This is a genomic window from Telluria sp. AZSoR62 (assembly GCF_058111565.1).
Map to the genome: position 1 here is coordinate 171,207 of NZ_JBYTST010000002.1, position 15,309 is coordinate 186,515.

Here is a 15,309-nt window from a genome sequence, read left to right on the forward strand (position 1 = left end):
ATCACGGCTCCCACAGTTGGGATGTCGGGAAAGGATTCGGCAGCCCGGCGGCCGGTTCGTCCGTGTCCGCGAAACCGCTGTCCACGAAGGCCTGAAGCAGGGCCGGGGTCAGGTCGCAGCTGCAATAGAGAAATCCCTTCATGCCCTGTCGCTGCAGATCGTACAGCAACTGCTCGAGGAAGCCGCGTACGCAGCCGCATTCGGCCGCCTGGCGTTGCACATACAGGTAGGACAACTGCATGTGCCCTCCCGGTCCTGGCGTTAACGAGCAAGCCAGCACAAGCTTGCCTTCCAGCACAAGGGTATAAAGGTCCTGCGAGCGTTCCATGTGTTGCATGGCTTGGCGCAGAAATCCCCAATAGGCATATGGGGCAGTGGCGTCGCAGCACAGCAGGTCCGCCAGCCGGTTCTTCGCCACTGGCACGTGGCGCGGTTGGCGTATCGACCCATCGATGCGACATCGCAGACCGCCTGCCGCAGGGCCCCGCGGCGCGTGCAGGACCGCAGCAGGTCCGCGCATGCCGCCGCCACGGCCGCCGCGCTTGAGCGCAGCCAAGGCCGCCAGCACGTCCGTGCTGCGGTAGCCGGCGGCGCGCAACCCGGCCTTCGCCCACGCTGCAGCGCGCATGCGCGTTTCCGATGCCATCTTCTGGCGAGCGTTGCCGTACACGGCCAGCTCGAAGACCAGGTCGTGGCCAGTCGCGAACAGTTCCTTGTACGTGTCCCCGCCGGCCGTCAGGTCGAACAGCGGCACACCTTCCTGCGCCAGGTGCTCCCCCAGCATCGCCAGCAACAGCTTGCCGGGCGAGTGGGCCGCGAAGTCAGGCGCGTGGGTATTGACGCCGAGGTGCAGAGCGTGTCCGCGGGTGAGCAGCCCCAGGTGCGATGCCGCCAGTTTGCCCCCGACGGTCAGGATCGTCGTATGCAGCAGCCCGCGCCTGTGCAGCTCCAGGAAGAAACGCTTCTTCGCCGGGTCGCTCAGAAAAGGAGTCTGGCGATACAGTGCGGCTTGCCTGAAGTCGTATTGCAGGCAGATGTCCTCGAAAAGAGAAGCAAATCGCGTCTCGGAGTGCACCTGCTCGAAAGCCACTTCGCCGATCCTGCTCAGCCGATTGTAGTTCTGGCGATGGTTCTTCTTGTTGCGCTGGCGTGCCATCGCGGCGGCGTCACCGTGCATCAGGGGTCGGCGGTGAGGACGCAGGACAGTGTGGCGCGTACAGGGTCCTGCCCCAACCGTCCAGTCGAGGGGAACCCCAGGCGGCAGGTACCGCAAGCATACGTCGACGCCGCAGAAGTCAGCCTGCAGGCTCGACATCGCCGCGCAGATGAAGGCGTCGCCATCGCTCGGTCTGGCGAGCCAGGACTGGTATTCGGCCTGGCATGCGCCTGCCCCGGTGATGGAACCACCGGCATGCCGCCTGGCCAGGGTCAGCAGGCCCAGCAGCTGGCCGCTTGCGGACCGGGCGAGTACGATTATTGGAAGGAAAGCCATGTCGTAGGCCACATACCAGGGCAAGACGAAGTCCGGATGCTGGCAGGCGGTCGCCCAGGGGCAGCGCCCGTACAGCGCGAGCCAATCGTCGCGGAACGCCGGCGACTGAACCGCTCGAACAGCTTCCCTTCCGGTCAACAGTATAAGATCCATGCGCTAAGCTCCAATAGCCGCCGTCGTCGACGCTCAGGTCGCGGGCGACATGGTCCGCCAGGTCAGGTCGCGCTGAACCGACTCGATCTGCTCGATCGCCGAAAGGTACTTCGCAATGACGATCTTCTCGTCGAATTGCGCCGCCATTTTCTCGCGGCCGTGCTCCCCCATCTCTATCAGCCGTTCACGTGGCAAGCCTGCCATGCAGACCATCTTCTCGGCCAGGTCGATGGCGTTTTTTGCCTGGCACAGGAAACCGTTTCCGCCATTGTCGACCACATCCCGGCACCCGGCCACATCGGTGGCAATGATTGGACGCGCCATCGCAGCAGCCTCGAGCAGGGAGTGCGGCACTCCTTCGCGGTAGGAAGGCAGCACGATGCAGTCGGCCTGCGCCATGTAAGGCCGCACGTCGTCCGCACAGGCCAGGTACTCCAGCGTGCCGCGTTTCTCCCATTCCCGGATACGGTCCAGCGGGACCGCATTCGGGTTGTCTCCATCGACCGCGCCCAGCAGCTGGAAGCGGACGCCTGGAATCCGGCGATGTACAAGGTCCGCGGCGGCCGCATACTCCTCCAGGCCCTTGTCTCTCAGCATCCTGCCTACCAGAAGGAAGCGAAAACCGGGCGCGGCAGGAGGAGGCGGCGCTGGCACGAAGTGGTGCAAGTCGATGCCGGAGCCTGGCAAAACGTCCGCGACCTGCTCCCGTGCCAGGCCAGCTTCCAGAAACAGTTGGCGGTCGTCAGCGTTCTGGAAGAACACCCTGCTCGAACGGCGCAACGAATATCGGTACAGGCGCTTGACGAGGCAGGTCAGGAGTGAACTGTTGATAAAGGTCGCGCCGAGCCCGGCGATGTTATTAATGACCGGAATGGCCAGACCGTTGGCTGCGATCGAGCCGTACACGTTCGGCTTGATCGTATAACCCAGGTATGCCAACGGGCGCACCGATTGCAGGACGCGCCGGTACTTGACCAGAAGCGCCAGGTCGCGGCTCGGGTTGGTGCCGTTGGTATCCATCGACAGCACCTTGAACCGGCATCCCAGCGCTGCCAGGCGCGAAGCGTAATCGTCGCTGCGCGCCATGACCATCACGTCGTAGCCATGCTGCACGAGAGCCCGGACCAGGCCGGCGCGGAAATTGCAGATGTTCCAGGCTGTGTTCACCGAAATAACGATCTTCTTGTTCATGTCGACTCCTCAGTGGAGGTTGGCGGCCGGGCGCCACGCACGGCCCGCGCGTGCGCCGGCGGCCGACGCGGTGAAGGCCGCGTTGTGTCGTGCATGGGTCCCTTCCAGCCAGGATTGAAACATCAGGACGTCCCACAGGTGGTACTGCCAATTGCGCCGGCCGGACAGGTGCTCGTCCCAGCGCGACCTGATTCGGGCAGGATGGAAGTAGCCCTCGCGGCGAAGCCGGGCTTCGTCGAGCAAGTCCTCTGCCCAGTCGCGCAGCGGACCGCGCAGCCAGTCGCCGACCGGCACACCGAAACCCATCTTTGGACGTTCGATCAGGGCTTTCGGCACATAGCGGTACAGCACCTGGCGCAGCGCCCATTTGCTGCAGCCCTCGCGCAGTTTCATTTCCTGCGGCAGCTTCCATGCGAACTCCACCACCCGGTGGTCGAGGAAAGGAACGCGGGTCTCGAGCGAGACCCGCATTGCCGCGCGGTCGACCTTGACCAGGATGTCGTCGGGCAGGTAGGTCAACAGGTCGAGGGCCATCATGCGCTCGATTCCATCCAGACCCGGCAATGCCGGAGCATCGCCCGTCAGCCTGGTCGGCGGCTCGTGGGCACCCAGGACCACCGCGGCGGGGTCGTCCCAATGCGACACCAGCCCGAGATAGAGCTGGTCCAGGGTCGCGCAGGAGAGCACTGCTGCGCCCTTGTGCAGTTTGTCTCCGGGATTCTGGCAGCGCAGTGGACCAGGCGCCCAGCGGCCCAGACCACGCAGCGCGCTGTTCCACGACCTTACCGGTATGCCGGCAATCGCCCTTGCCGCTAATCGGCGCAACGGGCGCGGAACGGTGCTCAGCGAACGCCACAACCTTGCTGTGAGCTGATAACGGTTATAGCCGCAGAACAGCTCGTCGCCAGCATCACCCGAAAGCGAAATGGTGACATGCCGCCTGGCCAGTCCCGACACCAGCGCAGTCGGCAGCTGAGAAGAATCCGAAAAGGGTTCGTCGTACATCTCGTGGAGCCGGGGTACCAGCTCCATGGCTTGCGCGCCGCCGACATACAGCTCGGTATGCTCGGTTCCCAGGTGGCGCGCGACGGCCTTCGCGTATTCCGCTTCGTTGTAGCCTTCTTCATCGAAACCGATGGAAAAGGTCTTGACCGCCCGCGCCGACTGCGCCTGCATCAGCGCGACAACGGTAGACGAGTCGACCCCGCCGGAAAGAAAGGCGCCGAGTGGAACATCAGCAACCATCTGCAAACGTACCGCCTCGCGCAACAGTGCATCAAGGCGCTCGACCGCTTCTTCCGGACTGCCGGTGAACGGTCGCGCCACGCCCGCCACTGCTGCGGCCGTGGCCGACCAATAGCGCACGACCTGCGGTGTGGGCTGCCGCGACGACACCGACAGCAGACAACCCGGAGGGAGCTTGGCGATGCCCTGGTAGATCGAATATGGCGACGGCACGCAGTTCAGACGCAGTTGCAGGCAAAGAGCGTCGCGATCAACCAGGTGTTCGAAGCACGGATGCGCGCGCAGCGCTCCCAACTCGGACCCGAACAGGAAAACTGCATTACTGCCCTGCCCCTGCCAGCCGTAGTACAGCGGTTTCTCGCCGATCCGGTCCCGGCCAAGCGTCAGCGTGCATGACCAGCGGTCCCATAAGGCGAATGCGAACATCCCGACGGCCCGTTCGACCGTAGCCCGAACGCCCCAGGCTTCGAGGCCCGCCAGCAGGGTCTCGGTATCGGAATGGCCGCGCCATGCCGGCGCCGCGCCGGCACTGGCGAGCTCCTCGCGCAACTGGAGGTGATTGTAGATCTCGCCGTTGAAAACCAGCACATGCCGACGCGAGGCCGAGTGCATCGGCTGGTGGCCGGCCGGCGACAGGTCGACGATCGCCAGTCTTCTGTGGCCGAGCGCCAATCCCTTATCCGGGTCGCTCCAGTAACCGGCATCGTCCGGTCCCCGATGGGCAAGGCTGTCGGTCATGTGCTTGAGCACGGCGCCGTACCCATCCTCCGCGTGGAAAGGTGCGCCCCCTAGAAATCCAGCTATTCCGCACATGAAAATTCCCTCCCCGCGATGACGTCGTCATAAATCGATTCAAAGCGCCTGCGCGCGCAATCCATCGTGAATACTGTGTGAATTCGCTCACGCGCCCGGCGGCCCATCTGTTGGCAGTACTCGGGCCCCCCTTGCACCAAGGCAGCGATGCCGCATGCCAGTGCATCCGGGTCGGCTCTGGGGACAATGACGCCGGTATCGGCCATCAGGACGTTGACGTCGCCAACGTCAGTCGCAACGCAAGGCAATCCCATCGCCATCGCCTCGCCGACGACGTTGGGAAATGCTTCGGTGCGAGAAGACAGGCAGAACATGTCCATGGCCGACAAACACACCGCGACGTCGCTGCGCTCGCCCAGCAGCACAAAGCGCTCCTGATACCCGGTAGCATGGATCCAGCGCATCAGCGCCGGATTGTCAGGCACCAGGTCTTTGCCGACCATCAGGAAACGCAGCCTCGGGTAGCGACCCGCAAGACGACCGGCTGCCTGGACGAAGTTGGCATGGTCCTTGTCGAGGTTGAAACGGCCCAGTGTTCCCAGGACGATATCGTCCGCAGCGAAACCGCATTGGGAGCGCAGGCCGTCGCGCTGGTCCTCGGTGGCGCGCAGCGCCGCCATATCGAAACCATTTGCCACCACGACCATCCGCCGACTGTCGTAGCCGATCACCGCATGCGAGCGCCGGGCGGCTTCGGCCACGCAGACGATCGAACGCGGCACCCAGCGCGACAGCGCGGCGCAGACGCGGCGCAGGATTGCTGTGGTGCGCGCACATCCGATGTCCACGTCGGTCGTGCGCACGCCCCAGATCACATTTCTGTTGCCAGCCAGCCGCGCCGCAAGGCCGCCCACGAAATCCGCGTGATACATCCAGGTCTGGACGATGTCGGGCCGCAGAATGCGGATCAGCTGCACCAGGCGCAGCAAGTGCGACAGTGGCGAACGCCGCACGTCGAGCAGCACCAGGCCGATCCCTGCCTCGACGAAGCGCGTGTACATTCCGCCACCGGGAATGAGGGACACCACGGTATGCGCATAGTCGCTATCCCGGGATTCCCGGACCAGCCGATAGAGCGCCATCTCGGCGCCGCCGACGTCCAGGCAGGTAATAATGTGCAGGACATGTCTCCTCATGGCTGACTCCAAGTGGGCTCGCCAGCGTGGCGCGAGTGCGGCGCTTCGCGGAACTGGTCGTCAGGGTCGAGTGCGTCCGTGCCCCTGAATTTGCCGAAGTCGCCCATGGAGCGGCTTTGCATGCCGTAGCGGTCGGCCAACAGGCGGTAGTGGCGCAGCACTTCGTCCAGCAGCATCATGTTTTTCTCCAGATCAAGGCCGAAGTTATGGGGGTGCCACCAGAGGTGAAATACACCGCCGCTGCGCGCGGCGGCGGTCATCGCCGCCTTCAGCCGCGCCAGGCGCAGGGGCATCAGGCTGCGGTATCCCGCGGTGCAGGGATACAGGAACATGCTCGCAGGAAGGTTTAGCAGGCGTCCACGCTCCTGTTGACGTACTACGGGATGGCCGCTGAGCGGGAGCAAGGCATCGGCGAAGCGCGCTGCCCGTCCGGCCAGGCCCCCCGCGACCGCGTCGCCGTCCCGGTACAGCCAGTGCTGGAGATTGCCGCGGTAAACCTGTATTCCCGCCTCCGGGAGGACCGCAAGAAAGGGCTCGGCTATCTGGTTGCGCGGAAGGACGATACTGCGAAAGCGCAGGCCCATCTCTGCGGCGATCTCGGTGGCGCAGTGCAGGTCAGTAGCGAACTGTTCGGTGGTCGCACCTGGTTCGCCGCAATAGAAATGGCTGTAGGTATGCGTCGCAATCTCCTGGCCGGGAGTGTCGGCAATCTGTTGTACCAGGCGCCGTGCGAAGAACAGACCCGGATGCTCCTTGACGAGCGAATCCAGGTGATAGGGATTGAGGCCAGCCCTGTCATAGGAAGGAAGAGCCTGTGGCCTGATTTCGCGCCAGTGTCTGTAGTCACGGCACATAATCATCCCGACTGTCGCCCAGGTTACCCGCAGCCCGGAACTGCGGAACGCGGATAACATTCGGGGAACGGCCTGCCATTCACCGAGTACATTACGCCCATACTCGGCAACCGTGCGCTTGTCGGCCACGCCCCAGAAAAGCTCGAAGTCGAGTGAAATCACGAATGTCGAGTTGCCCATGGCATCCTGCTGGAGAACGGGATCTTGGCTCATACGTGGGTCGCCTCCTGGTGTCCCCGAGCGGCGGGCGCCCTGTACGCCCAGGCCAGCGCCACATAGCCGCCTGAGGGACTGAATTCGCGCCGCCAGGGCGACGAAGCGACGGGTAGCTTCCTGTCCCGTCCGGGCGCCTGCCCGGCCGATGCGCACGCGAACGCGGCGAACCAGTAGGTGGCGGAATCGAACATCTGGTGGGTGAACATCGACATGAACACGAACAGGAATGCCATCGCAGCCTGCAGCCCGCGATCTTCGAAAAAGCGCCCGCGCAAGACGATCGACGCCATCCAGAGCCACATGCCGACGCCGAGGAGGCCGTATTCGGCTGCCAGCAGAAGCAGCTGGTTATGGGTGCTGCCGCGGTGAGACCAGAACTGCGTGGCGCCGGCGCCAGCGCCGAACACGGGATGTTGGAGGAACATCTCCCAGCCGGCTGCGAGCACGTCGGCGCGCTCGCCCGCGCTGTCATCGCCCAGGCTGAAATTCGAGAAAAAATCGAGGCGGGCCAGGATATTGCCTGCTGCGACGTCGAAATCGCTGCGTGAGAGCAGGTAGTTCTCGAACGCGCCGGCGCCCAGGACTGCGGCGCAGACAGCCAGCGCCGTCACGACGCAGGACGAGCGCGGCAAGCTCCTGCAATATGCAAGAATGATGTAGACCAGCAGCCAGGCCAGGATAGCGGCCCGTGAAAAGGTTGTCAGGACTGCCGCGCCGGCCAGCAACAACAGTGCTCCGCGCCAGCGCGCGGGCGTCGCCGCGCAGGCGAGGAGGAATACGAGGAGGATGGCTTCGCCCGCCATGGTCGGATTGATGTACACGGCTGCGGCGCGTCCTAGCACCGCGCCGCCGGTTTCCAGCGGATACAACATGCCTGGTGACAGGAAATCGATCAGGACCGCGCATGGCATGGCCAGCGCCAACAGCACCAGCGCTCGCAGCCACGAAGCACTGGCGACGGTGTGCACGGCAAACCCCAGCACCCAGACGAACGCCGCGTACTGTACACGGATCGTAATGACGTCGCGGCGAGCCTGCATCCCGGTGTCGACCAGCCAGGTGCCGGAAACATGGCCGCCTTCGGGAAACGCAGCCAGGTGGACGAGGTTCAATGCCAGGAACAACCCGGTCCACAGCGCAAAGGGAGAGTGCAGGTAGGCAGGTAGGCTCAGTTGCTTTATAAACAGCAGCGGAAGTAGAAGCAGAAAAGCAGCAAAGTAGGCAAACTTCGGCAACAAGCCGGGCTGTAGTACATAGCCGTAGATTGGCAGGTTGGCGAAGATGACAAGCCCGACAAGGGCGAGGGCCAGGCTGTGGTAGCCGGCTGCCAGCCAAAGTGCGCCGTGGTCCGCGGTCCGCGTGGGGACTCCCCAGGAGTAATAGGCTGCAGGAACCGGAGTACGGACACTCATGCCTGGCCCCCTTCATACAGCGGCCTGGTGTCCCTACCCCGGCGCGGCAGGCCGGTACCGGCCACTTCCTTGAACAGCGTTTCCCACATGCCGGTAATGCGCTCGAGCGAGAAGCGCTTGCGGGCCTCGAGTGCACGCGCTGCGAACTGGCTGCGCAGTCCGGCGTCTCTCATCAGGCGTTCCAGGGCGCGGCCCAGCGCATCCGCGTCCTCCGGCGGAACCAGGAGCCCATCCAGGCCATGGCGGATGATGTCGCGCGGACCGGTGTCACAGTCGACACTCACGGCTGGTAGTCCATGCACCAGCGCCTCGGCCAGCGAATTGGGAAAACCTTCCGAATGCGAGCTCATCACGTACACTTGCGCGCGTTCATACCATTCGCCGACATTGCCCGCTATGCCCGGCAAATGTATTCTGCCTGCGGCAGCCCCCGCTTGGATCGCCGCTTCCAGGCCAGCACGTTGCGGTCCTTCTCCCAGGATCACCAAGTCCCAGTCCGGGTGCCGGGCGGAGAGTTGCGCGAACACACCGATCAGCATTCCGTAATTCTTAACCGTCTCGAGCCGTCCGACTGCCAGTAGTACCCTACGCCCCGGCAAGCATACTGACGTGGGGTCGAGCCGCGGCGACTGTCGCGGCAGTGGCCACGAAAAGGCGTTCGGTATGACTGGCACCCGCGGCGCGTCCGAATGGAGTCGGATCCAGCTTGCACATTCTTGTGTCAGCGCGACCACGGCGTCGAGCCTTCCATACATGCGTCGGCACAACACGGTCCACAGGCGGCTCAGCGGAGCATGCGGCGGGTAGCAATGCTCCGATCCAATCGCCGACAATCCTTCGATGCGAAGACTGGCAAATGCGAGCAGCACGTTGGGAGTACTCATCATCGCCAAGGCGACCGCCGGACGCTGCTCGACGAGTATTCTTCGCAGCGCCCCGATGCGCCGCACGTTCTGGCGCAGCGCGTCGAGCGTACCGGTACTGGCTCCAGACATGTCCAGGGCGATACGCCGCACCTGCGCATCGAGGACGTAGAAATCTTCGCTCGCCCGCGCCAGCGTCACGACCGTTACCTCCCACCCCCGCTGATTCCAGTAGTTCGCCAGTGTCGCGGCTACCCGCTCGGTGCCACCGCCGGCCAAACTATGCGTAAATAGCAGAATCTTCATCAAGCCACCTGTCGAAAAGACCCAGCGTCAATGCTGCCGCGTCATGGTCACTCTAAAGAAGAGCGCATTGAGCGCATACGTGAGCGTCGTCGCCAATGCGACACCGTTCAGCCCGAGCGAGGGAACCAGTAGCACGTTACCGAGTACCTTTCCCGCGCAGCCGATCAGGCCGGACCAGAACACCAGGCGATAGCGTCCTTGGCTCAAAGCGTAGCTGACGAGCACCATTACGCAGAAATAGAAGGGAAGTTGCGGCAGGCTGAATCGCAGGACCTCGGCCACCCGCCGGGTGTCGTCGGCGCTGAATTGCCCGCGCTCGAACAGCAGACCGACAGCCGCCGGGGCCAGCGTATGGCAGACCAGCATGGCGGCGACGCCCGCCAGGAACATCACGCGCATCCACGAGAGTGCCAAGGCTTGCAGCCGGGCTCCGCCTTCAATGCCGATGCTGGAAAATACTGGCAGCGTGGCACGCGACACGGCCATCGCCGCCAGCGTCAGCACGAGGGAAAGGATGCGGTTGGCAAACCCAAGCGTCGCAACGGCTCCCGTTCCGAGCGAGACTGCATAGAACTGATCGATGACGGTGGTCAGGCTGATGAACACCTGTCCCGCCAGCATGGTGCCAAAACCTTCCCAAAACAGCGGCCAGTGCGTCGAAGATAGGGAAAACCGCGGCGCAGACATCGCACCGCGCGCAAACGGTGCCAGCAGTACAGCGAGGTGCGCGCCGGCGCCGGCCACCGTCCCCCATACCAGGGGCCCGCTGCCCCCGCCGGGCCAGGCAAGCACGGCGGCGCCGATGAACACTGGCGGGATAGAGTCGTACAGAGTGTTGACATGCCGCCCTGCGGACAGCATCCATGCCGACTGCAATGCGATCACGACACCCAGAGGCAGAATGAGGATCATTGCGGGAAGCGACTCCTGCACGAGCCGGGCGGTGGCAGGCGGAAGTCCGACGTTGCCAGCCACCAGCACACCCCGGATACCGATCCAGGCGAGCAGCGCCAGCGCCAGCCCGGCAACCAGCGCAACTCCCAGCAGCTCGGCGCGGAAGCGCTGCTGCTCCCGCGCACGGGACTGGCGCATGCGGGCCGCAAGGGGCACCAGCACGGCTGTCAGCACACTGGCCCAGATCCCGAGCGGCCAGGAAAGCAGGGTGTAGACGAACTGATAGGCATCGACGTCGATCGATAGTCCATAGCGGTAGGCCACGGCCATCTCTTTCGCCGCACTCATCAGCTTGCTGAGCAGCGCAAATACGGCCACGGTGGCCATGCCGCGCAAAATCGCGCCATGGCGCGGGTCGGACTGGCGTATCCGCGAGCCCAGAGTACTCAGCAAGTTCATCCGCTGTCCCTTGTCCTGATCCCATTCCGCCTGGCGCGGCTGGCTGCGGGCCGGCCTAGGCCCGACCGATAGCGGCGTGGAGCGACGGACCGCTGGCGTAGGCCAAGGAGCGCAGAATGTCGCCTGATTCCGCGGACGCCAGCGCCGGCTTGGGCGTTGCAACCCGGCGCCTGTCCGCTTCCCGCCTCAGGTACCACGGGACAGTCGCTTCCAGGCCGGCGAAAATACGATACTCGGGGGCGTACCCCAGCTCACGGACTGCCTTGCCGATGTCCGCTTGCGAATGCCGGATGTCGCCTTTACGCGCCGGGGCACGCGAAGGACTGCCGGCCACATCGATCCCGTAGGTGCGCAGGATCGCTTTCAAGTAAACGTACAGCTGGGCCAGGCTGGTCGAATCGTTGACCGCGACGTTGTAGACCGCGCTCGTGCCGGGCGACTGCGCCAGCGCGGCCAGGATGTTGGCCTGGATCGCATTGGCGATATAGCAGAAGTCGCGGCTGGTGCTGCCATCACCATTGATCACCACGTCCTGTCCAGAACTCATCGCCCCTATCCATTTCGGAATCACGGCGGCATAGGCACCATCCGGATCCTGGCGCTTGCCGAACACGTTGAAGTAACGCAAGCCTACCGTGTCGAAGCCGTAGCAGCGCGCGAATGCTTCCGCATAGAGTTCGTTCACGTACTTGCTCACCGCATAAGGCGACAGCGGCTTGCCAATGCACTCCTCGACCTTGGGCAAGGCAGGATGGTCGCCGTAAGCTGCGCTCGAAGCCGCGTAAACAAAGGACTTAACACCCGCATCGCGCGCCGCGATCAGCATGTTCAGGAAGCCGGAGACATTGGTGTCGTTGCTGGCAGCTGGGTCGTCGATCGACCGCGGAACCGAGCCCAGCGCAGCCTGGTGCAGCACGAAGTCTGCCCCCCCAACTGCGGCGCTGCAGGCGCCGGGATCGCGGATATCGGCTTCGAGAAAGCGGAACCGCTGCCACTGGGCCGGAGTCACGTGGGCCCGCACATCGTCAAGGTTGCGCTGGTGGCCCGTCGAAAAATTGTCGAGCCCGACAACTTGCTGGTCGAGCCTGAGCAGGAACTCGATCAGATTGGAACCGATGAAACCGGCACAACCCGTCACCATCCAGGTGCGTGGGTCGTTTCGAAGTAGGTCTTGCGATTTATTAAACCCGTTCATGAATCATTCCCTTGACTGATTTGTGGGGTTGGAAAAACTCAGGCCAGTGCGGCGCGATGCTGGGGACGCAAACCGAGGATGACTGCCGGATGACGGCAATGGCCCCAGTGCCCCCGTACGAGGCGCATGTATGTGGCGAGATAGGCAAGCACCTGCAGGGCGACCAGCACCATGGCCCCGAGCACGGTGCTGCCGAACAGCAGGGCGCTCAGCGTCGCAACGGTCAGCCAGGAAGTCACCAAGCAGGCCACGCCTGCATTGCACATCCATGAGTGTCGCTTGGCGCTGAGCCGGTGGCGCGCCACCCGGCGGTAGAACAGGGAATGCAGGTGCAGGCGGTCTGGCGCACCGGCCCGGCTGTCGCGCAGGATCTTCCGCCGATAGATGCTGAACAGCACTTCGATTACGGGATAGGCGTACATGGCCAGTACCTGCCATGCATTAACGCCGGGATTGCGTACGATTGCCAGGACGGCAATTTCGGCGGTCCAGAAGCCGAGGAAATAAGCGCCGCCATCGCCCATGAACAAACGCCCGGTGGGGTAGTTCAGCAGCAGGAATCCAAGGGTCGCGCCTACGCCGGCCAGGGCCAGCTGCATCAGCAGCATGTCTCCCTCGCGCCAGCCCAGGCAGGCCATGCCGGAAAGAAGAATGACGACTGTCAATCCGGCCACGCCGTTGAAACCGTCAATGATATTGATGGCATTGCTGACGCCGGCCACCGCGAACACCGTGAGCGCGATCGAGACCGGAAGCAGCGTCATCAACGCGTCGATGCCCACGATGTCCACGCGCGGCAGGCGCGCCCCCAGCATCCACGCTGCAAGGAGGGCACTGGCGACGATGCAGCAAAGACGCATCAGCACCGACACTTTCTTCGTGAGATCTTCGACGATCCCCCCAAGGAAGGCGGGCATCGCGGCCAGCCACAGGGCAGTCAGGGTGACACGGGCTCCGTCTGCATGTAGCTGGGCGTCAGGGTTGAAGGCTGCGAACAGCGGCACCGCAATCACGCCTGTTACCAGCGCAACTCCCCCGGTTCGCGGGACACTGCGGGTATGAACCTTTTGAATTCCCTTCAGGTCGAGGTCAAAGGAATAATTACCATGCCAGCGTTCCGTCGCTACATTCAGCGCGCAAACCACGAGGCTCACAAAAAACGCTATCAGGATCGTTTGTACATAGGCCGATTCAGGCATAACGTATACCAACGACACCACATCACGGAGCAATTCCTGAGCAGCCATCATGGTAGTCCCTTTCAATCGCCTTTTGACCTTCCGGATTTCCATCAACCAGCGCCGAAAGCATGCCATGCACTGGATTGAATAATCGATCCGTTAATCTATTTAAAACATCCCAGGCCTCACTCTAACAAACTTCACCTGCGATATTGATGGCAAAAATCGATGATGCCCGGCTTTTTACAACGCACTAGATGGCATTTTTCGAAGGATTCCTCCTGTAAATAACAAAGCAGAATAATCGGGAATAACGCCGGCATAAACATTGAGACGACAGCAGATAGCCCCCAAAAGAATGGGGCAAAAAAAACATTGCGGAAGTCGGTGAATGACCAATCCGGCTTATTTGCCGGGGTAATTCAAGGCTAATCAGCGCCGATAGCGCTGTTTATACCAGCCGGAAATGACCATCATAACGAGGCAGATTTGGTCGCCTGCGCGCGCTGGCGCGCGCGTTCTTCAGGACAGCTGCAGCCAGGCCGATCGCCAGGCCCGCCACGCATGCCAAGGCGATCCTGGTCCACAACCCGAGGTTCACCGATTGATAGGGGATTTCAGCACGGTCCACAAGTCGCACGTCGGTCCTGTCCGGTGAACGCAAGCCGTCCAGTTTTTGGCGCATGCTTGCCAGGCTCGCATTGAGTTCGGCAGTCAACTGCTTGTCCCGCGTGAGGCTGGCCATCTGCTGCTCTGCCGCCGCCAAGCCCCGGCGTTTTCCCTGGACCTGGCTTAATTCACGCTGGAGTTTCCTGACTCGTTCGTTGGCCACGACCATTGCCGGGTGTTCGGATAAGTAACGGCTCGATAGTTCGGACCTGCTGTATTCGGCATCCGCAAGTTTATCCTGCAGCGCCACTGATTGTTGCGACAGAATGCGCGATTCTTCACCGGGATCGGACGTGCCAAGCTTGCCATTGAAGCGGGCGAACCTGGCGTCCAGATTTTGCAGCTTTTCCCTTGATTCCGCTAACTGGCGATCGTACAAAGCCAGCACCTCCTCTGTTTCCCGGGATTTTTGGCTGGCATGCTGGCGCAGGTATTCAGCGCCGATCGCATTCAGAATACCGGCGATCTGCACGGGATTGGAACCTTTGAGCGACAGCGCGATGACATTGGACTGCTTGCCGTTTTCGGAAATGATCAGCGAGCGTTGCAACCGATCGATCACCTTGAATCGCGGGGTACGGCTGACGATGAATTGCGCACCCGGCCGGGCACGCAATTCCGTCACCAGGATCCCAATGTCTCCCAACGGCGTGGGCATGCTGGAAAATGCGCCCGTCCTTCCAGACAAGGCAATTCCCGTTTCCTCCTGTGTCAGCTGGAACCCGTCGTTCCCAGTAACATGCAGCGTAAAAGGTTTGCCGAGCAAGGCGTCCGGGACATCGAACCTGGCGACAGTGGCGTGCTCGCCACCCCATGCAAACCCGCCGCGGCCGAATAGTCCGGGTTGCGAGAGTTTCGCTTCTCCGCGCGACAAGAAAGCGCCGACTAGCGGAAAACGCTTCGGTTCGGCGCTGATGTCGAGACGGAGCGGCTCGATGACTCCAGCCAGGATCGAGCGCGAACGCAGGATCTCGACTTCAGTGGTTGCGGGGATATCCGCCTGCAGATCGCTGGCCACCGGCATATTGCGCTTGATCTGGATGAGCATGTTGGCCTGGTAGACCGGCGTCACGCTCAGCGCATGGAGAGTGCCGAGCAAGGCGATCGTCATAGCGACGCCAAGGATCAGACGCCAGTATACAAGCAGGCCTTCCTGAGGAATCGTGGTGCCCGCATGGCGGCGATGCTCCGGATCTTGCTGCACGAGTTGTTGCAGATATGTATTCATAC

At 62.9% G+C, this 15,309-nt stretch carries 10 protein-coding genes and 1 pseudogene; all 11 read right to left on the reverse strand.

Translation table 11 applies throughout. The features are described from left to right. Position 1: 1 nt before the first annotated feature. The 11 genes and pseudogenes from AC3XQU_RS04155 to AC3XQU_RS04205 all read right to left on the reverse strand — a co-directional run bounded on the left by AC3XQU_RS04155 (position 2) and on the right by AC3XQU_RS04205 (position 15,307). Positions 2–1,645, reverse strand: a complete 1,644-nt coding sequence (locus AC3XQU_RS04155; RefSeq protein WP_489872877.1) for a GNAT family N-acetyltransferase — start codon at positions 1,643–1,645, stop codon at positions 2–4. A gap of 33 nt (positions 1,646–1,678) precedes the next feature. After that, the gene (locus tag AC3XQU_RS04160; protein WP_489872878.1) at positions 1,679–2,836 is read right to left on the reverse strand and encodes a glycosyltransferase family 4 protein; all 1,158 of its coding nucleotides are present in this window, start codon (positions 2,834–2,836) and stop codon (positions 1,679–1,681) included. A 9-nt stretch (positions 2,837–2,845) separates the two neighbouring features. Next, positions 2,846–4,894, reverse strand: coding sequence for an asparagine synthase (glutamine-hydrolyzing) (asnB, locus tag AC3XQU_RS04165; RefSeq protein ID WP_489872879.1), 2,049 nt, complete (start codon positions 4,892–4,894; stop codon positions 2,846–2,848). Next, complete coding sequence (locus AC3XQU_RS04170) at positions 4,882–6,030, reverse strand: glycosyltransferase family 4 protein (protein ID WP_489872880.1); 1,149 nt, start codon at positions 6,028–6,030, stop codon at positions 4,882–4,884. The genes asnB and AC3XQU_RS04170 overlap by 13 nt, the downstream gene beginning before the upstream one ends. Beyond that, positions 6,027–7,097 carry a polysaccharide deacetylase family protein gene (locus AC3XQU_RS04175; protein WP_489872881.1) on the reverse strand — a complete coding sequence of 357 codons (1,071 nt, stop codon included), beginning with the start codon at positions 7,095–7,097 and terminating at the stop codon, positions 6,027–6,029. Before AC3XQU_RS04175 ends, AC3XQU_RS04170 begins: the two co-directional genes overlap by 4 nt. After that, on the reverse strand, positions 7,094–8,512 hold the full coding sequence (locus tag AC3XQU_RS04180; protein ID WP_489872882.1) for an O-antigen ligase family protein: 1,419 nt from the start codon (positions 8,510–8,512) through the stop codon (positions 7,094–7,096). Before AC3XQU_RS04180 ends, AC3XQU_RS04175 begins: the two co-directional genes overlap by 4 nt. Then, complete coding sequence (locus tag AC3XQU_RS04185) at positions 8,509–9,681, reverse strand: glycosyltransferase family 4 protein (RefSeq protein ID WP_489872883.1); 1,173 nt, start codon at positions 9,679–9,681, stop codon at positions 8,509–8,511. The genes AC3XQU_RS04180 and AC3XQU_RS04185 overlap by 4 nt, the downstream gene beginning before the upstream one ends. A 27-nt stretch (positions 9,682–9,708) precedes the next feature. Next, on the reverse strand, positions 9,709–11,034 hold the full coding sequence (gene murJ, locus AC3XQU_RS04190) for a murein biosynthesis integral membrane protein MurJ (protein ID WP_489872884.1): 1,326 nt from the start codon (positions 11,032–11,034) through the stop codon (positions 9,709–9,711). A 190-nt stretch (positions 11,035–11,224) separates the two neighbouring features. After that, positions 11,225–12,229: pseudogene (locus tag AC3XQU_RS04195) on the reverse strand (SDR family oxidoreductase); the annotation flags it as partial. Positions 12,230–12,267: 38 nt separating this feature from the next. Then, positions 12,268–13,521: an MraY family glycosyltransferase gene (locus AC3XQU_RS04200; protein WP_489872885.1), complete on the reverse strand. Its 1,254-nt coding sequence runs from the start codon at positions 13,519–13,521 to the stop codon at positions 12,268–12,270. A 340-nt stretch (positions 13,522–13,861) separates the two neighbouring features. Beyond that, the gene (locus AC3XQU_RS04205; protein ID WP_489872886.1) at positions 13,862–15,307 is read right to left on the reverse strand and encodes a Wzz/FepE/Etk N-terminal domain-containing protein; all 1,446 of its coding nucleotides are present in this window, start codon (positions 15,305–15,307) and stop codon (positions 13,862–13,864) included. Positions 15,308–15,309: the final 2 nt, after the last annotated feature.